Origin of the sequence: Micromonospora sp. HK10 (genome assembly GCF_000982955.1) — a bacterium.
Taxonomy (GTDB): Bacteria; Actinomycetota; Actinomycetes; order Mycobacteriales; family Micromonosporaceae; genus Micromonospora.
Map to the genome: position 1 here is coordinate 14905 of NZ_KQ058827.1, position 22742 is coordinate 37646.

Below are 22742 nucleotides of genomic sequence, written 5' to 3' on the forward strand. Positions count from 1 at the left end.
CGGGCCGCCGGTCAGCCGGGCGGGAGCAGGTCCGCCGAGCGGGCCGCCACCACCGCGCCGATCAGCTCCAGCCCGGCCGCGACCGGCATCGGGTCGAGCCGGCGCCCGTCCCGCAGGCGCAAAGCGACCGACCCGTCGGCCGCCTCCCGGTCCCCGACCACCCCGACGTACGGCACCCGGCGGCGGGCCGCGTCGCGGATCCGGGCGCCCAGCGAACCGCCCCGGTCGACCTCGACCCGCAAACCGGCCGCCTCGCCCCGGCGGGCCACCGCGACGGCGGCGTCCAGCTGCCCGTCGTCGACCGGAAGCAGCAGCAGCTGCACCGGGGCGTACCAGGCGGGGAAGGCGCCGGCGTGCGCCTCGATCAGGTACGCGAAGAGCCGTTCCATGCTCCCCACCAGGCTGCGGTGCACCATTACCGGCCGCAGCCGGCTGCCGTCCGGCCCGGTGTACGACAGGTCGAACCGCTCCGGCTTGTCGAAGTCGAGCTGGACGGTGGAGATGGTGGACTCGCGGCCGGCCGCGTCGACGATCTGAATGTCGATCTTCGGGCCGTAGAAGGCCGCCTCACCTGGCGCCTCGGTGACCGCCGCCCCGTCGAGGGCGGCGCGGAGCAGCTCCTCGGCCCGCGCCCACTGGGCGTCGTCACCGACGTACTTCTCCCCCGGCCCGCGCAGCGACAGCCGGTACCCGGCCGGCCGGACGCCGAGCGCGGCGTGCGCCTCCCGGATCAGCCGGAGGATCTCGCGCACCTCGTCGCCCACCTGGTCCAGCGCGCAGAAGTTGTGCGCGTCGTTGAGCGAGATGGCCCGGACCCGGGACAGCCCGCCCAGCACCCCGGAACGTTCCGCCCGGTACATCCCGCCGATCTCGGCGATCCGCAGCGGCAGCTCCCGGTAGGAGCGGCCCCGGGCCCGGAACACCAGCGCGTGGTGCGGGCAGAGCGCCGGGCGGAGCACGAACTCGTCGTCCGCGCTCAACCGCATCGGCGGGAACATGTCGTCGGCGAAGTAGCCGAGGTGCCCGGAGAGCTCGAACAGCTCCCGTTTGCCCAGCGGCGGCGAGTAGACGTGCCGGTAGCCGGCCCGGTGCTCCAGGTCCCGCACGTACTCCTCGACGGCGTGCCGGGCGGCGGCGCCCGCCGGCAGCCAGATCGGCAGCCCGGCGCCCGCCAGCGGGTCCGAGACGAACAGCTCCAACTCCCGGCCGAGCCTGCGGTGGTCGATCATGTCGCTCTCCTTGATCGGGTACGACCCGGAGGCGACCTGGTCCGGAACGCCGCGAGGCCCCGGGGCGGTTCGCCCCGGGGCCTCGTCGACGGTTACGTCAGTGCGGCGCGCCGGGGATTCCCGGCGTCGTGGTCACCACCGCGCTGCGCATGCGGCGACGGTACGCGCGCCAGCTCGGCTCGCGCAGCTGAAATTCGGGAGATGGGGGCGGGTCGCCGGCACGGGACCTGCCGGCGACCCGCAGCGACCCGGCCGTCAGGAACGGGGGGCCCGACGCCCGCGCGGTCGCGCGCCGACAACGGTACGCCGGGAACGGCCGTCCCGCCGCCCGCTCCGGCCCCCGTTGTCCCGCCGGGCGGTCACGGCCGGCCGCCCCGGGCCGTCCTGACCAGGTGGCCGCAGGGTGTTCGCGGTCACCACGAGGCGGGCCCGTCCGCGGTGACGGCGGACACGCCGGCAGGCTCGGTGCGGTCGAACGGGGGGATCCGGCGAGGTGGCGGTCATGGCCCAACTCATCTCTGAGATGGCGTCGCCCACCTGGGCGTACGCCGTGCTGCTGGCGCTGCTGGTCGCCGACGCGTTCGTACCGGTCGTGCCCACCCAGCTCCTGATGATCACCAGCGGCGCGCTGACCGTGTACGGCGGGCTGAGCCTGCCGCTCACCATCCTGGTCGGCGCGCTCGGGGTCTTCGCCGGGGACGTCGCCTGCTACCTGCTGGGCCGCGGCGCGCCCGACCGCCGGCCGCCCCGGCCGGGGGCGCGGGTCGGCCGGGCCCGCCGCGCCGCCGCCCGGATGACCCGGGGCCTGCGCGAACCGGGACCGCTGGTCATCCTCCTCTGCCGCTTCGTCCCGGGTGGGCGGATGGCGGCCTGCTTCTCGGCCGGGCGCAGCCGCTATCCGGCCCGGCTCTTCCTGCCCTATGAGGCGGCCGCCGCCCTGGCCTGGGCCGGCTACGGCACCCTGGTCGGTCACCTCGGCGGCACGGCGTTGACCCAGTCGGCGTGGCGGCTGCTGCTGATCGGTGGGGTGGCGGCGGCCGGGTTCGCGGGAGCCGGCTGGGCGATGACCGCGATCAGCGCCCGGCACGCCCGCCCGGAGGCTCCGGTCAAGGTCCCGGTCGACTGACCGGCTGAGGGTTCGCCCGCGTGTCGTCGAGCCCGAGCGATATAAGATGGCCTTATATTCACGGCATGTGGGAGGTAAGGCTGCACCCCGAGGTCGAGTCGTGGTTCTTGCATCTGTGCAGCACCGACCCCACCACAGCGGATCTGGTCGGCGAGGCGATAGATCTGCTCGCGGAACATGGCCCCTCGCTCGGTCGACCACTGGTCGACCGCTTGAAGGGCAGTGCTTTCCATAACATGAAGGAGCTGCGGCCTGGTTCAACCGGCGGCACGGAGGTGCGGATGATCTTCGCATTCGATCCGCTTCGGGAAGCCGTCTTCCTGGTTGCCGGGGACAAGTCTGGCCAGTGGCAGAGTTGGTACCTGACCGCCATACCCTTGGCGGACGAACGGTTTCAGGAGCATCTGATCAGCCTGAAGGAAGCGCAGCGATGACCGGCGGAGAGAACTGGCAGGACGTCAAGGCCAAGGCCAGGCAGCTGGACCCGGCCTGGGATGCCCCTGATCGGGTCGCTAGGCGGGGGCAGATGCGCGAGCGGATGCTCGCCTCGGTCAGCGGCGCTCAGCTCGCGGAGATCCGGAAGCAGTTGGGTATGACGCAAACCCAGCTCGCTGAGGCGGCGGGCCTGACCCAGGCCAGGATCAGTCAGATCGAAAATGGGGAGAACACCAGCCTCGAGACACTCCGCGCCTACGTGACGGGTCTCGGCGGCCACCTCGACATCGTCGCCCGGATCGGAAATATTCACCTGAACGTCGCCTGAGCAGGCAGACTGCCGAATTCGGGGGCCGGGGCCTCTAGGGGGCGACCCGGGGGTCGAAGTGGGTGGCCGGCCCGGATCCGTTTCGGGTGCCGGGCGCGACAGGCTGAGGCATGCGTGGAAACCGGACGATCGGGCTGTTGGCCCTCGGCGGGATCGCCCTGGCGGCGGTGCTCGCGGTGATCGGTCACCTCGAGGTGAACGACGACCTGAACCCCTGGTCGCTGACCGTCAGCGACTACGCCGTCTCGGACCGGGGCGGGGTCATCGACGTGGCCATGGCGCTGCTCGCCGGGGCCACCGTGGTACTCCTGCCGAGCCTGCGTCGGGCCGGCGCGGCGCGGCCGGCGCGGGCCCTGCTCGCGGCCTGGTCGGCCGGTCTGCTGGCCGCCGCCGTGGTGCCCACCAACGAGCCCGGCCTGCCCATGGACACCGCCGCCTACCTGCACCGGTACGCCTCGGTGGTGGCCTTCCTCGCCCTGCCGCTGGCCGGCTGGCTGCTCGCCCGACGGCTCGGCGGCCGGGCCGCCGGCTGGCTGCGCGGGCTCACCGTCACCAGCCTGCTGCTCGCCGCCGCCATGATCTGGTCCGCCTACCCCGGCGACCGGGTCCTGATCGGTCTCGCCGAACGCCTGCTCGTGCTGGCCGAGGTGACCCTGCTCGCGGTCGTCGCGGCCACGCTGGTGCGGCGCGGAGGCGGCGCGTCGGCGGCGCCCCCGGTCGAGGCACGCCCCCACCCGGCCGGCGCCGCGCCGCGCGGGCGCGACCTCACTCCAGTTCGTGCAGCATGAGCTGGCGGGCGGCCTCGGTGATCGAACCCGACAGCGACGGGTAGATGGTGATGGTCTGGGCCAGCTCGTTGACGGTGAGGTTGTTCTCCACCGCCATGGTGATCGGCAGGATCAGCTCGCTGGCCTTCGGCGCCACCACCACACCGCCGATCACCTGGCCGCTGGCCGGCCGGCAGAAGAGCTTCACGAAGCCGTCGGCCAGGTCGTCCATCTTCGCCCGGGCGTTGCCGGACAGCGGCAGCATCACCTGGCGGGCCGGGACCTTGCCGGCGTCCACCTCGTCCTGCGAGACGCCGACGGTGGCCAGCTCCGGGTCGGTGAAGACGTTCGCCGCGACGGTACGCAGCCGCAGCGGGCGGACCGCCTCGCCGAGCGCGTGCCACATGGCGATCCGCCCCTGCATGGCGGCGACGCTGGCCAGCGGCAGCACCCCGGTGCAGTCGCCGGCCGCGTAGATGCCGGGAACGTTGGTGCGGGAGACCCGGTCGACCGTGACGTAACCGCCCCGGGCCAGCTCGACGCCGTACTCGGCGAGACCCAGGTTGGCGGTGTTGGGAATCGAGCCGACCGCGATCAGCGCGTGCGAACCGGGCACCACCCGGCCGTCGCCGAGCACCACCTCGACGCCGTCGCCGACCCGGCGCACCGCCTCGGCGCGGGAGTTGTTCAGGATGGTCATGCCCCGGTTGCGGAACACCCGCTCGATCGCCGAGGCCGCGTCGGCGTCCTCGTGCGGCATGACCCGGTCCCGGCTGGAGACCAGGGTGACCGGCACCCCCATCGCCAGGTACGCGCTGGCGAACTCGGCTCCGGTCACGCCGGAGCCGACCACGATCAGGTGCTCGGGCAGCTCCGGCAGGTCGTACACCTGGCGCCAGGTGAGGATGCGCTCGCCGTCCGGCACGGCGGTGGGGAGCTGGCGCGGGGTGGCGCCGGTGGCGACCAGCACGGTGGACGCGGCGATCGCGTACTCCGCGCCGCCGCCGGCCGGGGTCACGTTCACCCGGTGGGTGTGACCGAGCGTGTCCTCGCCGAGCCGGGCCGTCCCGGTCACGAACTCGACGCCGGCCTTGACCAGCTTGTCGTGGATGTCGGTGGACTGGGCCAGGGCGAGCCGCTTCACCCGCTCGTGCACCGCGCGGGCGTCGACGGTCACCGCCTCCAGACCGTCGGAGTCCACCCCGAACTCCTCGGTGTCCCGGTAGCCGGTGACCACCTGGGAACTGGCGATGAAGGTCTTCGACGGGACGCAGTCGGAGAGCACGCAGGCGCCGCCGGCGCCCTCGGCCTCGACCACGGTGACATCAGCATCCAGCTGGGCGGCGACCAACGCCGCCTCGTACCCGGCCGGCCCCCCGCCGATGATCACGATCTGGCTCACTGAGCCATCCTTTCGTCGGTGCTCACAGTGACTTTCTTCTCCCCATCGTGCTCGACACGCACCGTCGTATTCTCCCCCACCGGCCGGCCGGGCTATCGTCATCGCCGTGCGTCTGTACGCCGCCTATGGCTCAAACCTGGATCCCGCCCGCATGCGTGCCTACTGTCCGCATTCGCCGATGGTGGGTACCGGCTGGCTGGAGGGGTGGCGGCTCACCTTCGCGGGCGAGGACGTGATCGGCTGGGAGGGCTCGGTCAGCACCGTGGTCGAGTCCCCGGGCGACCGGGTCTTCGTGGCGCTCTACGACATCCACCCGTACGACGCCGCCCAGCTCGACGAGATCGAGGGCGTGACCGCCGAGACGTACCGCCGGCTGACCGTCCGGGTCTCGACGCTGGACGGGGACGTGACCGCGTGGGTCTACGTCTTCGACGGGTACGAGGGCGGCCTGCCGACCTCGTGGTACCTGTCGGAGATCGCAAACGCGGCCGAGAAGGCGGGCGCGCCGGACGACTACGTCACCGAGCTGCGGTCCCGCCCCACGGGCACCGCGTCGGCCTAGCCGGTTCCTCACGTCACCCAGTGTGCTCCGGCCGGGATCCCGGCCGGCCGGCGACCCCGGCGGGGGTCGCCTATCCCACAATCCGGGCGGGGACACTCCGCTCGTACATGTCGGTCCAGCGAGTCTCGACCAGCCCCACCGACCGGTAGAGGGTGACCGGGGTGGTCGGATTGGCCAGGTCGACGCCGAGCCCGGCCCCGGTCCGGCCCTTGGCCGCGTAGACCGCGAAGGCCCGGCGCAGCAGCGCCGCCCCGACCCCGCGCCGGCGGTACGCGGGCAGCACCGACAGCGTCCGGACCCAGCCCAGATCCTGGTCGAGGGCCTGGTCGGAGGATTGGAGGGCGCCGGCCGGCGCCCCGTCGACCTCGGCCAGGAACCACTCGTCCCAGATCTTGGCGTACGACGGCAGCTGCGACCGCCACGGGTCGAATTCGACCGGTTCGTAGTCCGGGGTGTCCCGGAACGCGGTGTCGAAGATCCGGTGGAACAGCCGCAGGTCGGCCTCGTCGTCGGCGCGCAGCGGCCGGATGGTCACCCCGGGCGGGGGCGCCGGCTCGGCGGGCAGGTCGGCCAGCGAGCGGGTCATCCGGACGTAGCGCTTGAGCCGGGTGAAGCCGGCCTCGGCCAGCTCGGCCGCCCAGCGGGTCTCCGGGGCGAAGACGGCGGTGCGGGCGGTGAGGTCGGGCAGGCCGCGCTCGGCGGCCCGCTCGGCCACCCGGTCGAGCAGCCGGGCCAGCAGCGCGGCACGCAGCTCCTCGGCGCGCTCCGGGTCGACGTAGACCTCGACGAACTCCCGGCCCACCCCGGTGGGGTTGCTCAGGATCGCCCAGCCGACCGCCGCTCCGTCCGGGTCGGTGACCAGCCAGGAGTCGCGGGTCATGTCCACGAAGGGCGCGGTCAGGGCGTCGCGGACGTCCTCCGCGTCGAAGTCCGGGTAGCCGACGGCGAAGGTGTCGGCGGCGTGCACCACCGTCAGGATCGCGGGCACGTCGTCGAGGGTGGGTCGGCGGGCGGTCCAGCCGGCGGGAAGCGTCACGCCGGCGATAGTGGCAGCCGCCGGCCGGTCGCGCCGCTCATTTTTGCCGGCCGCGCAGGTGCAGCCGGGCGGCGGAGAGCAGGTTGAGCAGCTCCGCCCCCTCCCCCGGGGCGAGCGCCCGGAACGCGGCCGAGGCGAGCCGGTCGGTCACCGCCTCCGCCCAGAGCCGGCGGCGCACCAGCGGCCCGACCGGCGGGTACGGGGGCGGCCAGCCGCAGGCCGCGGCTCCCGTCTCCCCCTCCGGGCCGGCGAGCACCGCCTCCAACGGGGTCATGCCGGCGGCCCGGACCGCGAGCAGGTGCGCGCCGGCGAAGTGTTCCCGCAGCAACAGCAGCCCGACCGCGGCCCGGGCCCCCGGGGAGCGGTCCGGCACCGGCATGGCCCGCCAGGCGGCGAAGAGCGGCATGCCGCTGGCCTCGGCCGCGCCGACGGCGCGCTCCAGCAGGCCGGCCAGGTGGGGCACCCCGGGGGCGTCGCCCAGCCGGTCGGCGCCCCACCGGCAGCACTCGGCCAGGTTGGCCTCGGCCACCGCGAGCGGCCGGACGGTACGCGCCGCCGCGTCCCAGCCGTCGGCGACCGCGTCGGGGGCGATGAAGCCGAGCGCCGCCGCGACGGTCCCGGCGCGGACGTCGCCGAGCGCGCCGGCCCGGCCGGTGATGTAGAACGCCCAGCCGGAGATGCCGAGCAGCCGGGCCCGGCGCAGCGTCGCCGGGCAGCGCGCGAACGCCTCCCCCAACTCCAGCACCAGCGGCTTGCTGGCGGCGGCGACCTGCTCCGGAGTCATCGACGCCGCACCGTCGGGTGTCCACCGTGGTCATCCATCACCCTCAGTCTGCCTGCGGACCACCCGCCGCGACATCCCCCTCTTCGGCCGCCAACGCCTCCACTGCGGCCTCGACCTCGCCGGTCCGCCGGCGCGCCGCGCTGACCGACCGTTCGGCCCCCCGCCGGGCCAGCTTCGCCCGGCTCAACTCCTGCTCGGCGACGGCCCGCCGGCGTTCCAGCTCGGCCAGTTCGGTCTCGATCCGGTCCAGCGTCGCGGCGCCGTCCTGCTCGGCCCGGACCGTCCCGGCCAGGTCCCGCTCGGCCCGGTCCTGGTCCGCACGGGCCCTGGCCAGCTCACGGTCCAGCGCGCGGCGGCGCTTGGCCCGCTCGGCGCGGGCGGCCCGCTCGGCGGCCCGTTCGTCGCGCGCCCGCCGGGCGTCGGCCCGCTCGGCCGCCCGCTCCGGTACGGGTGGCTCCTCGACGCCCCCGGTGACCAGCCGCAGCTGTGGCCGGGGCACCTCGCCGAAGCCGGCGTAGTGGGTGGCGCGGAGCAGCCGGCCGGCGCGGATCTGCCCGGCGACCTCGGTGTCAGAGAGCGCCGCGTTGAGCGTCGCCTCGACCTCGCCCAGCGGCAGCTTGCCGGCCGGCGGGGCGTCGGGTTCGGCGGCGGCCAGCTTGCGTACCTCGGCGACGAGGGCGCCCACCACGGCCCGGCGCTGCGCGGAGAGCTCGCGGAGCCGGTTGCCGCGCAGCTCGCGCTGGGCGGAGCGGAGCGACTCGGCGAGCTGACCCAGGTCGGCGACGAGTTCCGGGCGGCGGATGGCGAGCAGGTTGACCAGCCAGGCGGCCACGGTGGGCCGGCGCAGCTTGCCGATCTCCCGGGCGGTCTTCGGGTCACCGGCCCGGCGGGCCTCGGCGACCGCGGCGTCCCGGGCCGCGACGAACCGGTCCGGCGGCGTGGCGTAGAGCCGCTGGATCAGCTCACGGGACGGGTCGGGCATCGCTCAGGCGTCGATCCGGGTGCCCGGCTCCAGGCGGCGGTAGTCGGTCTTCGACATCGCGGCGTACTGCCGGTCGAGCACCCCGAGGCCGTTGCCGTTGAGCAGCGCGTCGTGCAGCGCGTAGGCGCGGCGCGGGGCGACCGCCCGGATGAAGTCGAGCACCTCGGAGAACTTGTTCCAGGGCGCGTGGATCGGGGCGAAGAGCGTGTCCACCTGGACGTCCTCGGGCACGACCAGGGAGTCGCCCGGGTGGTAGACCACGTCGTTGACCAGGTAGCCCACGTTGGGGACGACCGGGAGGTCCGGGTGGATGACGGCGTGCTGCCCGCCGTAGGTCCGTACCGGCACGCCGGCGGCGGTGAACGACTCGCCGGGCGTGACCACGGTCAGGGCCTCGGCGGCGTCGCCGAGCACGCCGGCCAGCGAGGCGGGCCCGTGGACCGGGATCGGGCGGCGCTCCAGCGCCTGGGTGAGCGCCTCGACGTTCACGTGGTCCGGGTGCTCGTGCGTGACCAGCACCGCGTCCGCCCCGTCCAGCGCCGCGGTCTCGCTGAACACACCGGGGTCCAGGACGAGCACTCCCCCGTCGTGCTCGATCCGGAGGCAGGAGTGGGCGTACTTGGTGACCTGCATCGTGACTCCTCGATTATCGAATCGTGATGTCCTCGTCGCAGTCTGCCGGAACCGGCGCGGTAGCGCGCCACGTCCGACGTATCGGCTCCGGGTGGGGGCCATCGAGGATGGGAGCGGGGAGATGAGCGTACGAGGAACACGCCGCCGGGGGGCGCAGCTGGCGGCGGTGGGGTTGGCCGCGGTGCTGGCGGCGGCCGGTTGCGGCGCGGACGGCGGGGGCACGGCCACGGATTCGGGGGCCGCGCCGGCCGTGGGCGGCGCCCGGGACGCGGACGCCGGCGCAGCGGAGGGCAAGGCGGCACCGGCCGAGAGCGGTGCCGGCGGCGCGGACCTGCGGGTCGACCAACGCTCCATCATCTACACCGGGACGATGCGGGTGCGGGTGACCGATGTGGAGCGGGCGGCCCGGGAGGCGACCGACCGGGTCCGGACGGCGGGCGGCTTCGTCGGCGGCGACCAGCGCGACAGCGACTCTGCCGACGCCCGGGCGGAGTTGACCCTGCGGGTGCCGGCGGACCGATTTACCGCCGTCATCGACCAGCTGGCCGGTCTGGGCCGGCAGGAGCAGCGCGAGATCCGCACCCAGGACGTCACCGAGGAGACGGTCGACCTGGACGCCCGGATCGCCACCCAGCGCGCCCGGGTGGCCAGCGCCCGGAACCTGCTGGCCAAGGCGAGCACCATCGGCGACCTGGTGAACCTGGAGAACGAGGTGGGCCGGCGGGAGGCCGACCTGGCGTCGCTGGAGGCGAAGAAGCGCCGGCTGGCCGACCTCACGGCGCTCTCCACCATCACGGTGACCTTCGTCGGCCCCGACGCGGCGGCCGCCGAGCCGGAGGAGGAAAGCGAGCTGGGCTTCCTGGTCGGGCTGCGCGGCGGGTGGGATGCGTTCGTCGGCGCGGTGCGCGTTGCGCTCACCGTGCTGGGCGCCCTGCTGCCGTTCCTGGTGGTGATCGGGGTGCCGGTGGTGCTGCTGCTGGTCTGGTCGCGCCGGCGGGCACGCCGGACGCCGCCGGCCGGTCCGGCGCCGGTGCTGCCGACGCCGGCCGGTCCGGTGGAGGGTCCGTCGCCTAGCGGGCCGCCGCCAGTGCCCGCAACGCGGTCTGCACCATGAGGCGTACGCCGACCGGGATGGCCCGCTCGTCCACGTCGAACGAGGCCCGGTGCAGGTCCACATTGGGACCGTTCCGGCCGACGCCGAGGCGGGCGAGCGCGCCGGGCACGTGCTCCAGGTACCAGGAGAAGTCCTCGCCGCCCATGCTCTGTGGGGTTTCCGCGATCCCCTCGGGACCGAGCGCGGCCGCGGTGGCGGCGGTCAGCACGCCGATGGCGCGGGCGTCGTTGGTGACCGGCGGTCGGCCGCGCAGGTATTCCAGGTCGACCGTGGCCCCGGTGGGGGCGAGCACGTCGCGGACCACCTGAGCCACGATCTTCGGCGCCTTGTCCCAGGTGTCCCGGTCCATCACCCGCAGGGTGCCGGCCGCGCACGCCTCGGAGGGGATGACGTTGTACCGGGTGCCGGCCGAGGCGTGGCCGAACACCAGCAGCAGCCCGCTGTTGGCCGGCACCCGGCGGCTGACCAGGGTCGGCACCTCGGTGACCAGCCGGCCCAGCGCGTCGACCAGGTCGACGGTGAGGTGCGGGCGAGCGGTGTGGCCGCCCGGGCCGGTGAGCCGGACGGTGACATTGTCGGCGGCCGCGGTGATCGGGCCGACCCGCAGGCCGACCTTGCCGACCGGCAGGTTCGGGTCGCAGTGCACGGCGAAGATCTGCACCACGTCGTCGAGGCCGCCGGCCTCGATCACCTCGAGGGAGCCGCAGGGCAGGATCTCCTCGGCCGGTTGGAAGATGAGCCGCACCCGGCCGTCGAGCTGGCCGAGGTCGGCGAGCTGGGCGAGCAGCATGCCGACGCCGAGCATCACCGAGGTGTGCACGTCGTGGCCGCAGGCGTGGCAGACGCCCTCCACGGTGGAGCGGTACGGCACGTCCTTCGGGTCGCTCAGCGGCAGCGCGTCGATGTCGGCGCGGAGCGCGATCACCGGGCCGTCCGGGCGGCCGTCGATGTCGCAGATGACGCCGTTGCCCTTGGGCAGCAGGCGCGGCTTGAGCCCGGCGAGGGAGAGCTCCCGGTGGACCAGGGCGGCCGTCTCGAACTCCTCGCCGGAGAGTTCCGGGTGGGAGTGGATGTGACGGCGGGTGGCGATCAGCCCGGGTACCCGGAGGGCGAGCAGGTGGTCCAGCTCGAAGGGCAGGGGTTGGGACCCGGACGGCGACTCCGGCCAGGACGATGCCAGTGGGCTGCTCGACGGCAGCGTCAACGCACTCGTCACGTCGAATTCTCGATCACTAGAGATGGATGGATCATCAGGGAGAACAGCAGACAGCCTAGACCTCCGGCGGTGACGCTGCGCAACATCTTTCGGGTAGCGATCGGACCGCGCAGCGTCACGAATGCCCTGGTGGGAGGGCTCGAAAATCTGCGGGACAGCAGGTAGATCGCGGTCGAACGCCGTCATCTGCCCCCCACCTCCTACAACGCGTAACCGTTCCGGCGGTCACCAAAACCCGGGCCGTCGTTCCGAATTGTCGCATTAGTCGCGACAATTAACTGGCGCTCAGGCAATTGCCCGACAACGCTCGGCGGTCGGACGGCTCCCGACGGTGACATGCCGGTCCGGAGCGCGACCGGACACGCTGTCCGTCCCGGTCACCCGAACGACTTACCCGCATTCCGGCCGACCACTCGGGGCCGGGGGTCCGCGCCGCACCACCGCCCCGGCGCCGCCGGCCGGGCACCCCGGCCCCGCCGTGGGCCGCACTGCCCCAGGGCCGGGTCGAACGGGCCGGGCCGCGTCGCCCGGCAGGCCCGCACCCGGTGCCGCACCGCTCCCTCGCCCGCGCGCCGGGAGAGCACCGACTGTACGCCGGAAAAACCCGGCCCGACCAGGTCGGATACGCGATGGCGGCCCGCACCGGCAGCCGTCAGGTGCCGGCCGGGCCGCCGGCTGACGGGTCAGAACCGGTCGCTGGGCCGGTACGTCCCCCACACCTCGCGCAGCGTGCCGCAGACCTCGCCGACGGTCGCCCGGGCGCGCAGCGCCTCCTTCATCGGGTAGAGCACGTTGGCGTCCCCCTCGGCGGCCGCCCGCAGCTCGGCGAGCGCCCGCTCGACCGCGCCGGAGTCCCGCTCGGCACGCAGCTTCGCCAGCCGTTCCGCCTGGGCCGCCTCGATCGTCGGGTCCACCCGCAGCGGCTCGTACGGCTCCTCCTCGTCGACCTGGAACCGGTTGAGCCCGACCACCACCCGCTCGCCGGAGTCGATCTCCTGCGCGATGCGGTACGCGGACTGCTCGATCTCCCGCTTCTGGAAGCCGGCCTCGATGGCGTCCACGGCCGACCCGTGGTCGAAGACCCGCTGCATCAGCTCGTCGGCGGCCGCCTCGATCTCGGCGGTCATCGCCTCCACCACGTACGAGCCGGCGAACGGGTCGACCGTGGCGGTCAGGTCCGTCTCGTACGCCAGCACCTGCTGGGTGCGCAGAGCCAGCCGGGCCGCCTTCTCGGTGGGCAGCGCGATCGCCTCGTCGAAGCTGTTGGTGTGCAGCGACTGGGTGCCGCCGAGCACCGCGCCGAGGCCCTGGACCGCCACCCGGACCAGGTTCACCTCCGGCTGCTGCGCGGTGAGCTGCACCCCCGCGGTCTGGGTGTGGAACCGCAGCATCATCGACTTCGGGTTCTTCGCCCCGAACTCGTCGCGCATCAGCCGGGCCCAGATCCGCCGGGCCGCGCGGAACTTGGCGACCTCCTCCAGCAGCGTGGTGCGGGCCACGAAGAAGAACGACAGCCGGGGGGCGAAGTCGTCCACGGCCAGCCCGGCGGCGAGCGCCGCCCGGACGTACTCCACGCCGTTGGCCAGGGTGAACGCGATCTCCTGCGCGGGCGAGGCGCCGGCCTCGGCCATGTGGTAGCCGGAGATGGAGATGGTGTTCCACTTCGGCACCTCCTTGCGGCAGTACGCGAAGGTGTCCGCGACCAGCCGCAGCGAGGGCTTCGGCGGGAAGATGTACGTCCCCCGGGCGATGTACTCCTTGAGGATGTCGTTCTGGATGGTGCCGTTGAGCGCCGAGCCCGGCACCCCGGACTCCTCGGCGACCAGCTGGTAGAGCAGGAGCAGCACCGAACCCGGCGCGTTGATGGTCATCGAGGTGGAGACCTTGTCCAGCGGGATGCCGCCGAACAGCGTGCGCATGTCGTCGATGGAGTCGATGGCGACGCCGACCTTGCCCACCTCGCCGTGCGCGATCGGGTCGTCGGAGTCGTACCCCATCTGGGTGGGCAGGTCGAAGGCGACCGAGAGGCCCATGGTGCCGGCGCGCAGCAGTTGGTGGTAGCGCGCGTTGGACTCGGTGGCCGTGCCGAAGCCGGCGTACTGCCGCATGGTCCACGGGCGGGAGGTGTACATCGTCGGGTAGACCCCGCGGGTGTACGGGAACTCGCCGGGGGCACCGAGCCGCTCCGTCAGCTCCCCGGGCAGGTCCGCCGCGGTGTACACGCCCTTGATCGGGAAGCCGGACTCGCTGTGCCGCCGTTCGCTCATCACCGGATGGTAGGACGCGACGGCGCATCGATGAATGAGGGATTGCGCACATCGGGCCCGCGCCGGCCGTGGACCCGACGTGAGTACCTGGCCACATACGGTCGAGTAGGTAAACGTCCGCCGCGTCGGGTTTCGCATCGGCCGCCGGAACCAGCAATATAGGGGGGTTGTGTCCCAGCCCCCTCGATATCCCCCGGTGGCTCTTCTGTGACTCAGATCCCGACGTGGAGCGGCGGACCAGTCAGTCCCCCCACTGGCCGCGCCGCGACCGGCACCACCATCGGTGGGCGTTATTCGTTGCGCTCACCCGTGGGCAACGGCGGCATGGGCACGGTCTGGCGTGCCACCGACACGCTGCTGCGCCGCGACGTCGCGGTCAAGGAGGTCGTCCTCCCGCCGGGGCTGGCCCCCAGCGACCGCGACGCGATGTACGAGCGGACCCTGCGGGAGGCCCGGGCCGCCGCGGCGATCCAGCACCCCGCCGTGGTCCAGGTGTACGACGTGGTCACCGAGGGTGGCCGCCCCTGGATCGTGATGGAGCTGCTGGACGCGCGCAGCCTGGCCGACATGGTGATCGAGGACGGGCCGGTCGCGCCCCGGGCGGTCGCCAAGATCGGCATCGCGCTGCTCGGCGCCCTGGAGGTGGCGCACGCGATCGGCGTGCTGCACCGCGACGTCAAGCCGGCCAACGTGCTGATCTGCGCCGACGGCCGGTGCGTGCTGACCGACTTCGGGGTGGCCCGGATGCCCACCGACGTCCAGCTCACCACCCCGGGCATGGTGCTCGGCTCGCCGCACTTCATCTCGCCCGAGCGGGCGATGGGCCAGGACTTCGGCCCGCCCAGCGACCTCTTCTCGCTCGGCGTCACCCTCTACACGGCCGTCGAGGGGCGTCCGCCGTTCGACAAGGGCGACCCGATCGAGACCATGCACGCCGTGGTCGAGGACCCGCCGGCCACCCCCCAGCGCAGCGGCCCGCTGACCCGGGTGCTGATGGGTCTGCTGGAGAAGGACCCGGCCCGCCGACTCGACGTGCACACCGCCCGCGGCATGCTCCGCGAGCTGCTCGCCGGCCCGCTGACCAGCAACGCCACCGCGGTCAACTCGGTCACCGACCCGTACGCCGTGGTGCCGGTGCAGCGGCCCGCCGCGCCGCCGCCCGCCGCCACCCCGCAGCCGAAGCCGAGCGGGCAGATCGGCGGCCGGGCCATGATCGCGCCCGGTGAGTCGCTCACCGACCGGCTCGCCGCGCTGCGCCGGGGCGAGCAACCCGCTGCGGCCGCCGCGTCCGGCGGCTCGGCGTTCGACGACACCAGCGCGGACGCGCTGGCCGGCCCGCTGCACACGCCGACCGGCGCCCTGCCCGCCGGCGGGCTCCCGGAGGCCACCCAGCGGATCGCCGCGACGGACGCCACCCAGCAGTTGCCGCACGGCGCCCCGCCGGCGGCCACCCAGCCGCTGTACGGCCGCGGCGTCGACGCCACCCAGCCGGTGTACGGCCGGCCGGTCCAGCCCGGCGGGCCGGACGCGCCACGACCCGGCGCCCAGTGGTCGGTGCCGGGCAGCGGTCAGCCGTGGGCCACGCCGGCGGAGGCGCCGGCCGGTGGCCCGCTCGGCCCGGCGAAGGGCCTCGGCAGCCGGCTGGTCGGCACCGTCAAGGGCTGGCCCCGCAAGGTTCAGTTCGGGGTGGCCGGCGGCGTGGCCGTGCTGCTGCTGGTCGCCGTGATCGCCCTCTCCGGCGGTGACGACAAGGCCCCGCCCCCGATCGTCACCTCGCTGCCCAGCGGGACGGCGCAGGCCGCACCGCCGGTGGACATGCAGGAGCAGACGGTCAAGGGCGTCACCCTCCAGGTGCCGAAGAGCTGGGAGCGGAACACCGGCGGGGTCTTCGTCGACTTCGTGGACCCCGAGCAGGACGGTCGCAAGGTCCGCATCCTCGCCGAGAAGTGGACCGGCAGCTCGGCCAGTTGGGCCGAGTTCGCCTCGCGCAATCTGCGCGAGAAGAGCAAGTCCTGCGCCAAGCCGTACGACCAGCTCGCGATGACGGAGACCACGCTGGCCGGCCAGCCGGCGGCCGAGTTCGAATACACCTGCGGCGACGGCGACACCAAGCGGCACGGGGTGTGGCGCGGGGTGGTCCAGGGCGGCAAGGTCTACTCGTTCTACCTGACCGCGAACGACGCCGACTTCGCCGCCAGCCGGCCGATCTTCGACGCGATGGCGACCTCGTTCAAGTTCGGCGGGGGTGCCTGAGTCAGGGCGCGGGACCGGGGTGATCCGCCGGCGTGCTATCAAGGGGCAATGGCGGCGGATACCAAGGATCTTGACGAACTTCGCGAACAGGCCCGGCGGTGGCTCGACGACGACCCCGACCCGGCCAGCCGCGACGAACTGCGGGCCGTCCTCGACGGGCTACCGGGCAGCGCACCCGAGCTGGCCGACCGGTTCGCCGGGCCGCTGACCTTCGGCACCGCCGGGCTGCGCGGCCCGCTGCGCGCCGGCCCGAACGGGATGAACCTCGCCGTGGTCACCCAGGCCGCCGCCGGCCTGGTCGGCTGGCTCGCCGCCCAGAGCGGCGAGGGTCCGCTGGTCATCGGGTACGACGCCCGGCACGGCTCGCGGGCCTTCGCCGAGCGCACCGCCCAGGTGGCCACCGGCGCGGGCCGGCCGGCGCTGCTGCTGCCCCGCCCGCTGCCCACCCCGGTGCTGGCGTTCGCGGTGCGGCAGCTCGGCGCGGTGGCCGGGGTGATGGTCACCGCCAGCCACAATCCGCCGCAGGACAACGGCTACAAGGTGTACCTGGGCGCGCGGCTCGGCGGGGACCTGGGCGCGGGCGCGCAGATCGTGCCGCCGGCCGACGCCGGCATCGAGGCGGCCATCCGGGCGGTCGGCCCGCTGGCGCGGGTGCCGCTCGGCCCGGCCGGGGAGGTGCTCGGTGACGACCTGGTCGCCGCGTACGTGGAGCGGGCCGCCGCGGTGGTCGACCCGACCGGTCCGCGCGACCTGAAGGTGGCGTACACCCCGCTGCACGGGGTGGGCGCCTCGGTGCTCACCGCCGCCTTTGCCCGGGCCGGTTTCGGGGTGCCGGGCGTGGTGCCCGACCAGGCCGAGCCGGACCCGGCCTTCCCGACGGTCAACTTCCCCAACCCGGAGGAGCCGGGCGCGGTGGACAAGCTGGTCGAGCTGGCCGGCACGATCGGCGCTGACCTCGCCATCGCGAACGACCCGGACGCGGACCGCTGCGCGGTGGCCGTGCCGGACGGCGCCGGTTGGCGGATGCTGCGCGGCGACGAGGTGGGCGCGCTCCTCGCCGACCACCTGATGCGCCGCGGCGTCACCGGCCTGTACGCGACCACCATCGTGTCGTCGTCGCTGCTGCGGGCGATGTCCGCGGCCCGGGGGGTGCCGTACGACGAGACGTTGACCGGGTTCAAGTGGATCGTCCGGGCCGGGGATGGGACCGCGCCGCTGGTCTTCGGCTACGAGGAGGCGCTCGGTTACTGCGTCGCGCCGGATCACGTCCGGGACAAGGACGGCATCACCGCCGCGTTGACCGTCGCCGAGCTGGCCGCCGGCCTCAAGGCGCAGGGCCGGTCGCTCACCGACCGGCTGGACGAGCTGGCCGCCGAGTTCGGGGTGCACCACACCGACCAGCTCTCGGTGCGGGTGGCGGACCTGCGGATGATCGCCGAGATGATGACCCGGGTCCGGGCCGCTACCCCGCAGACGCTGCTGGGGCACCCGGTGACCGAGGTCGTCGACCTGCTGCCCGGCGCGGACGTGGTGATCCTGCGCACCGACACCACCCGGGTGGTGATCCGCCCGTCGGGCACCGAGCCGAAGCTCAAGGCGTACCTGGAGGTGGTGGAGCCGGTCCCCGACGGCGACGTCGCCACGGCCCGCTCCCGCGCCCAGCAGTCGATCGCCGCCCTCCGCACCGAGATCGCCGCCGCCCTCGGCCAGTAGAGGTAGGCAGGGGCCCCCGCTTGTCAGGCGGGGCCCCTGCTCTACCTGCAGGCGTTGAGAACGGCCCCTTCCTTACGCCGGGCGCTTGCCGAGGGCGGCGTCGACGGCCTGGCCGAGGGCGGCGATGACCAGGCTGACCGAGGGACGGACCACCGAGTCGTCCAGGCTCACGGTGCCGGAGAAGCCGGCGCCGGCGGCGATCTCCGCCAGCCGCCTGCCGGCCTCGGTGGCCGCGCTGCCGCTGAGGTTGAGGGCCGGTTCCATCCGCAGCACCGCCACCAGCGTGGCGAGCGCGGCGGTCCGCTCGTCGGGGAGCTGCCCGCTGGTCAGCGCCGCGGCCAGCCGCTGCCGGATGTCGGCCTCCACCGAGGCGTCGGCGACCGGATAGCGGTGCACGTGGATGAAGCCCAGTTCGGTCTCGTCGACGTCCCGGACCACGCCCCGGCCGCACAGGTCGCCCAGGATCCGGTCGCGCAGGCCGTGCCGCAGCCGCTGCACCCAGGAGGACGGGCTGTGCGGGGTGTCCGCGGCCATCCTGGCCAGGACGTCGTCGGCGACCGGCTCACCGGTCGGGGTGGGATCGATCACCGCCAGGTTCCCGTCGGCGTACCCGATCCGGCCGACCAGGGCCAGCTCGACCAGCACCGCGGCGGCCATCCCGAGGTCCAGGCTGATCCGGGGCATGGTCGCCTTGCCGGTTTCGTCGTCGTAGGCGAGGAGCAGCAGCTCTTCGGCGAGCGCAACACCAGTCATGGCCCGAGACGGTAGCGGCTGCACGCACCCCGCGCACGGACTCGCCGGATGCGGGAACCGACCGGCCCGCCGGGGCTGCCGCGGGCCGGTCGGCGGGCTCAGAAGCGGGGCATGCCGCCGAACTGGCGGTCGCCGGCGTCGCCGAGACCGGGGACGATGAACATCCGGTCGTTGAGGCCCTCGTCGATGGAGGCGGTGACCAGACGCAGCGGCAGGCCGGACCGCTCCAGCCGTTCGATGGCGACGGGCGCCACCAGCACGCAGAGCACGGTGATGTCGGTGCAGCCCCGGTCGGCGAGCAGCCGGCAGGAGTGCTCCAGCGAACCGCCGGTGGCCACCATCGGCTCGAGCACCAGTACCGGCAGGCCGCTGAGGTCGCGGGGCAGGGATTCCATGTACGCGCGCGGCTGGAACGTCTCCTCGTCGCGGGCCAGGCCGACGAAGCCCATCGACGACTCGGGCAGCAGGCCGAGCGCGGCGTCGGCCATGCCGAGGCCGGCCCGCAGCACCGGCACCAGCAGCGGCGGGTTCGCCAGCCGGGTGCCCTCGGTGGCGGTGACCGGAGTCTGGATCGGGTACCTCTCGACCGGGAACGAGCGCGCCGCCTCGTACACCAGCATGGTGGTGAGTTCGTGCAGCGCGGCCCGGAACGACGCCGAGTCGGTCCGGGCGTCCCGCATGGCGGTCAGCCGCGACTGGGCGAGCGGGTGGTCAATGACGTGTACGTCCACGATCGCTCAACCTACCGCCCGGCGGCGGGCCGGCGTGCGGGTGCCGGTCGAGCAGCGACGCCGCTCACCACCGGAGCCCGCTCGTGACCAAGATCACAGGGCGCGCCGGTGCGTAGTATTCGGGGCATGACGGCGACAGCGACGTCGGCCCGGTCGGACCTTTCCGAGCTGGGACGATCCGAGACCGCTCTGCGGACCTTCCTGCACGGCCTGCCCGGCGTGGACCAGGTCGGCGCGGAGCAGCGGGCGGCGCAACTCGGCACCCGCTCCATCAAGACCACCGCGAAGGCCCAGGCCATCGACCTGGCGATCCGGATGGTCGACCTGACCACCCTGGAAGGCGCCGACACCCCCGGCAAGGTGCGCGCGCTGGCCGCCAAGGCGCTGCGGCCCGACCCGGCGGACCCGTCCTGCCCGCACGTCGGCGCGGTCTGCGTCTATCCCGCCATGGTCCCGTACGTCGCCGAGGTGCTGCGCGGCAGCGCCGTCCACCTGGCCAGCGTGGCGACCGCCTTCCCGTCCGGCCAGGCCCCCCTCGACGTCAAGCTGGCGGACACCCGGGCCGCGGTCGCGGCCGGCGCCGACGAGATCGACATGGTGATCAACCGGGGCGCGTTCCTGGCCGGCCGCTACCAGGAGGTGTACGACGAGATCGTCGTCACCAAGGAGGCCTGCGGGGACGCGCACCTCAAGGTGATCCTGGAGACCGGCGAGCTGGCCACCTACGACAACGTGCGGCGCGCCTCCTGGCTGGCCATGCTGGCCGGCGGCGACTTCATCAAGACCTCCACCGGCAAGGTGCCGATCGCGGCCACCATGCCGGTGACGCTGGTGATGCTGGAGGCGGTCCGCGACTTCCGGGCCGCGACCGGGCGGCAGGTCGGCGTGAAGCCGGCCGGCGGCATCCGGACCACCAAGGACGCGATCAAGTACCTGGTCATGGTCAACGAGACCGTGGGCCCGGACTGGCTGGACCCGGACTGGTTCCGGTTCGGCGCCTCCAGCCTGCTGAACGACCTGCTCATGCAGCGCACCAAGCTGACGACCGGCGTCTACGCCGGTCCCGACTACTTCACCCTGGACTGAGCGCGATGTTCGAATACGCACCCGCCCCCGAGTCGCGCTCGGTGGTGGACATCAAGCCCTCCTACGGGCTCTTCGTCGACGGCACGTTCGTCGACCCGGTCGACGGCGGCAGCTTCAAGTCGATCAACCCGGCCTCCGAGGAGGTCCTCGCCGAGATCGCCGAGGCCGGCAACGAGGACGTGGACCGCGCGGTCCGCGCCGCCCGCCAGGCGTACGAGAAGGTGTGGGGCCCGATGCCGGGCCGGGACCGGGCCAAGTACCTGTTCCGGATCGCCCGGATCATCCAGGAGCGCTCCCGCGAGCTGGCCGTGCTGGAGTCGCTGGACAACGGCAAGCCGATCAGGGAGTCCCGCGACGTCGACGTGCCGCTGGTCGCCGCGCACTTCTTCTACTACGCCGGCTGGGCCGACAAGCTGGAGTACGCCGGGTTCGGCGGGGGGCCGACGAGCCGGCACGGCGGTGGCGTTCCGCAGCCTCTCGGCGTGGCCGCGCAGGTCATCCCGTGGAACTTTCCGCTGCTCATGCTGGCCTGGAAGATCGCCCCGGCGCTCGCCGCCGGCAACACGGTGGTGCTCAAGCCGGCCGAGACCACCCCGCTGACCGCGCTGCTCTTCGCCGAGATCTGCCAGCAGGCCGACCTGCCGGCCGGCGTGGTCAACATCGTCACCGGTGCCGGCGAGACCGGCCGGGCCCTGGTCGAGCACCCGGGCGTCGACAAGGTCGCCTTCACCGGCTCGACCGAGGTGGGCAAGGCCATCGCCCGCGCGGTCGCCGGCACCCGCAAGAAGCTCACCCTGGAGCTGGGCGGCAAGGCCGCCAACATCGTCTTCGACGACGCCCCGATCGACCAGGCCGTCGAGGGCATCGTCAACGGCATCTTCTTCAATCAGGGGCACGTCTGCTGCGCCGGGTCCCGGCTGCTGGTCCAGGAGTCGGTCGCCGACCGGGTGCTGGAGTCGCTGAAGCGGCGGATGGCCCAGCTGCGGGTCGGCGACCCGCTGGACAAGAACACCGACATCGGCGCGATCAACTCGGCCGCCCAGCTGGCCCGGATCCGGGAACTCTCCGAGGCCGGCTCGGCCGAGGGCGCCGAGCGCTGGTCGCCGCCGTGCGAGCTGCCCGAGCGCGGCTTCTGGTTCGCGCCGACCATCTTCACCGGGGTCACCCAGGCGCACCGGATCGCCCGCGAGGAGATCTTCGGCCCGGTGCTCTCCGTGCTGACCTTCCGCACCCCCGCCGAGGCCGTGGAGAAGGCGAACAACACGCCGTACGGGCTGTCGGCCGGGATCTGGACCGACAAGGGTTCCCGGATCCTCTGGACGGCCGACCGGCTCCGGGCCGGCGTGGTCTGGGCCAACACGTTCAACAAGTTCGACCCCACCTCGCCGTTCGGCGGCTACAAGGAGTCGGGCTACGGTCGCGAGGGCGGCCGGCACGGGCTGGAGGCGTACCTCAATGTCTGAGCGGGTCGCGGTACGCAAGACGTACAAGCTCTTCATCGGCGGGAAGTTCCCGCGCAGCGAGTCGGGACGGTCGTACATCGTGCAGGACGCCAACGTGGCACTCGCCTCGCGCAAGGACGCGCGGGACGCGGTGGTCGCCGCCCGGGCCGCGGTGAAGGGCTGGGCCGGGGCGACCGCGTACAACCGGGGTCAGATCCTCTACCGGGTCGCCGAGATGCTGGAGGGCCGGCGGGACCAGTTCGTCGCGCTCGGCGCCCCGGCCGACGAGGTGGACGCGGCGATCGACCGCTGGGTCTGGTACGCGGGCTGGGCGGACAAGCTCCCCCAGGTGTACGGCGGGGCGAACCCGGTGGCCGGCCCGTACTTCAACCTCTCGGCGCCGGAGCCGACCGGCGTGGTGGCCGTGGTGGCCCCCGGTGCGCCCGCGCTGCTCGGGCTGGTCAGCGTGATCGCCCCGGCGATCGTCACCGGTAACACCGTGGTGGTGGCGGCCTCGCCGGACGCGCCGCTGGTGGCGGTGACCCTGGCCGAGGTGCTGGCCACCTCCGACCTGCCGGGCGGGGTGGTCAACATCCTCACCGGGCGGATCAGCGAGACCGCGCCCACGCTGGCCGCGCACATGGACGTCAACGCCATCGACCTGACCGGGGTCGCCGACGCCGAGCTGGCGGCCGACCTGGAGGTCAGGGCCGCGGAGAACCTGAAGCGGGTGCTCCGGCCGGCGCCGGCCGGGCACGACTGGTTCGCGGATCCGGGGGTGGCGCGGATGACCGTGCTGCTGGAGACGAAGACGGTGTGGCATCCGAAGGGGGTCTGATCCCTTCCGGTGTGGGTTGGCCGGTCAGCGGGGGTCGGCGTGGCG

The 22742-nt window shown here is 73.7% G+C and carries 21 protein-coding genes; 11 read left to right on the top strand and 10 right to left on the bottom strand.

Annotated elements, in window-relative coordinates:
- Positions 1–11 precede the first annotated feature (11 nt).
- A complete protein-coding gene (gene thrS / locus LQ51_RS15605) occupies positions 12–1229 on the bottom strand; it encodes a threonine--tRNA ligase (RefSeq protein WP_046566447.1) in 1218 nt (405 codons plus the stop codon).
- Between the two features lie 502 nt (positions 1230–1731).
- Between thrS and LQ51_RS15610 the strand changes: the two genes are divergently transcribed.
- The 4 genes from LQ51_RS15610 to LQ51_RS15625 all read left to right on the top strand — a co-directional run bounded on the left by LQ51_RS15610 (position 1732) and on the right by LQ51_RS15625 (position 3906).
- Positions 1732–2355: a DedA family protein gene (locus LQ51_RS15610; RefSeq protein ID WP_046566487.1), complete on the top strand. Its 624-nt coding sequence runs from the start codon at positions 1732–1734 to the stop codon at positions 2353–2355.
- A 65-nt stretch (positions 2356–2420) separates the two neighbouring features.
- Positions 2421–2789 (top strand): type II toxin-antitoxin system RelE/ParE family toxin, encoded by a 369-nt coding sequence (locus LQ51_RS15615; protein ID WP_046566450.1) that lies wholly within the window; start codon positions 2421–2423, stop codon positions 2787–2789.
- The gene (locus LQ51_RS15620) at positions 2786–3118 is read left to right on the top strand and encodes a helix-turn-helix domain-containing protein (protein ID WP_046566451.1); all 333 of its coding nucleotides are present in this window, start codon (positions 2786–2788) and stop codon (positions 3116–3118) included. The genes LQ51_RS15615 and LQ51_RS15620 overlap by 4 nt, the downstream gene beginning before the upstream one ends.
- Positions 3119–3228: 110 nt before the next feature.
- Complete coding sequence (locus LQ51_RS15625; RefSeq protein WP_082159444.1) at positions 3229–3906, top strand: DUF998 domain-containing protein; 678 nt, start codon at positions 3229–3231, stop codon at positions 3904–3906.
- On the opposite strand, the gene LQ51_RS15630 is transcribed toward LQ51_RS15625, so the two are convergent.
- On the bottom strand, positions 3884–5287 hold the full coding sequence (locus LQ51_RS15630; RefSeq protein WP_046566453.1) for an NAD(P)H-quinone dehydrogenase: 1404 nt from the start codon (positions 5285–5287) through the stop codon (positions 3884–3886). The genes LQ51_RS15625 and LQ51_RS15630 overlap by 23 nt on opposite strands.
- A 106-nt stretch (positions 5288–5393) precedes the next feature.
- On the opposite strand from LQ51_RS15630, the gene LQ51_RS15635 reads away from it, so the two are divergent.
- Positions 5394–5849, top strand: a complete 456-nt coding sequence (locus tag LQ51_RS15635) for a gamma-glutamylcyclotransferase (RefSeq protein WP_046566454.1) — start codon at positions 5394–5396, stop codon at positions 5847–5849.
- Positions 5850–5919: 70 nt separating this feature from the next.
- On the opposite strand, the gene LQ51_RS15640 is transcribed toward LQ51_RS15635, so the two are convergent.
- From LQ51_RS15640 to LQ51_RS15655, 4 genes are read right to left on the bottom strand one after another with little or no spacing between them, the layout of a single operon-like run.
- Positions 5920–6885 carry a GNAT family N-acetyltransferase gene (locus LQ51_RS15640; protein WP_046566455.1) on the bottom strand — a complete coding sequence of 322 codons (966 nt, stop codon included), beginning with the start codon at positions 6883–6885 and terminating at the stop codon, positions 5920–5922.
- Positions 6886–6922: 37 nt separating this feature from the next.
- The gene (locus tag LQ51_RS15645; RefSeq protein ID WP_046566457.1) at positions 6923–7669 is read right to left on the bottom strand and encodes an SCO6745 family protein; all 747 of its coding nucleotides are present in this window, start codon (positions 7667–7669) and stop codon (positions 6923–6925) included.
- 43 nt (positions 7670–7712) lie between these two features.
- The gene (locus tag LQ51_RS15650; protein ID WP_046566458.1) at positions 7713–8651 is read right to left on the bottom strand and encodes a hypothetical protein; all 939 of its coding nucleotides are present in this window, start codon (positions 8649–8651) and stop codon (positions 7713–7715) included.
- Between the two features lie 3 nt (positions 8652–8654).
- The gene (locus tag LQ51_RS15655) at positions 8655–9284 is read right to left on the bottom strand and encodes an MBL fold metallo-hydrolase (protein WP_046566459.1); all 630 of its coding nucleotides are present in this window, start codon (positions 9282–9284) and stop codon (positions 8655–8657) included.
- Between the two features lie 121 nt (positions 9285–9405).
- On the opposite strand from LQ51_RS15655, the gene LQ51_RS15660 reads away from it, so the two are divergent.
- Positions 9406–10398 carry a DUF4349 domain-containing protein gene (locus LQ51_RS15660; RefSeq protein ID WP_046566489.1) on the top strand — a complete coding sequence of 331 codons (993 nt, stop codon included), beginning with the start codon at positions 9406–9408 and terminating at the stop codon, positions 10396–10398.
- Here the strand turns inward: LQ51_RS15660 and LQ51_RS15665 are convergent.
- Both LQ51_RS15665 and LQ51_RS15670 read right to left on the bottom strand, forming a co-directional pair.
- Positions 10355–11614 (bottom strand): amidohydrolase, encoded by a 1260-nt coding sequence (locus LQ51_RS15665; protein WP_046566460.1) that lies wholly within the window; start codon positions 11612–11614, stop codon positions 10355–10357. The two genes, LQ51_RS15660 and LQ51_RS15665, sit on opposite strands and share 44 nt — an antisense overlap.
- A 683-nt stretch (positions 11615–12297) precedes the next feature.
- Positions 12298–13881: an acyl-CoA mutase large subunit family protein gene (locus LQ51_RS15670; RefSeq protein WP_046566461.1), complete on the bottom strand. Its 1584-nt coding sequence runs from the start codon at positions 13879–13881 to the stop codon at positions 12298–12300.
- A gap of 207 nt (positions 13882–14088) precedes the next feature.
- On the opposite strand from LQ51_RS15670, the gene LQ51_RS15675 reads away from it, so the two are divergent.
- Positions 14089–16134, top strand: a complete 2046-nt coding sequence (locus tag LQ51_RS15675; RefSeq protein ID WP_046566462.1) for a protein kinase domain-containing protein — start codon at positions 14089–14091, stop codon at positions 16132–16134.
- Between the two features lie 48 nt (positions 16135–16182).
- Entirely contained in the window at positions 16183–17847 is a 1665-nt protein-coding gene (locus LQ51_RS15680; RefSeq protein WP_046566464.1) for a phospho-sugar mutase, read from the top strand.
- 72 nt (positions 17848–17919) lie between these two features.
- Here the strand turns inward: LQ51_RS15680 and LQ51_RS15685 are convergent, their stop codons facing one another.
- Positions 17920–18600, bottom strand: coding sequence for a GOLPH3/VPS74 family protein (locus LQ51_RS15685; RefSeq protein WP_046566466.1), 681 nt, complete (start codon positions 18598–18600; stop codon positions 17920–17922).
- A gap of 98 nt (positions 18601–18698) precedes the next feature.
- On the bottom strand, positions 18699–19331 hold the full coding sequence (gene upp, locus LQ51_RS15690; RefSeq protein WP_046566468.1) for a uracil phosphoribosyltransferase: 633 nt from the start codon (positions 19329–19331) through the stop codon (positions 18699–18701).
- Between the two features lie 126 nt (positions 19332–19457).
- Between upp and deoC the strand changes: the two genes are divergently transcribed.
- The 3 genes from deoC to LQ51_RS15705 are packed head-to-tail and all read left to right on the top strand — an operon-like array spanning position 19458 to position 22697.
- Positions 19458–20417, top strand: a complete 960-nt coding sequence (gene deoC / locus LQ51_RS15695) for a deoxyribose-phosphate aldolase (protein ID WP_046566469.1) — start codon at positions 19458–19460, stop codon at positions 20415–20417.
- A 5-nt stretch (positions 20418–20422) separates the two neighbouring features.
- Positions 20423–21880, top strand: a complete 1458-nt coding sequence (locus tag LQ51_RS15700; protein ID WP_046566471.1) for an aldehyde dehydrogenase family protein — start codon at positions 20423–20425, stop codon at positions 21878–21880.
- A complete protein-coding gene (locus tag LQ51_RS15705) occupies positions 21873–22697 on the top strand; it encodes an aldehyde dehydrogenase family protein (protein ID WP_046566473.1) in 825 nt (274 codons plus the stop codon). The genes LQ51_RS15700 and LQ51_RS15705 overlap by 8 nt, the downstream gene beginning before the upstream one ends.
- Positions 22698–22742 lie beyond the last annotated feature (45 nt).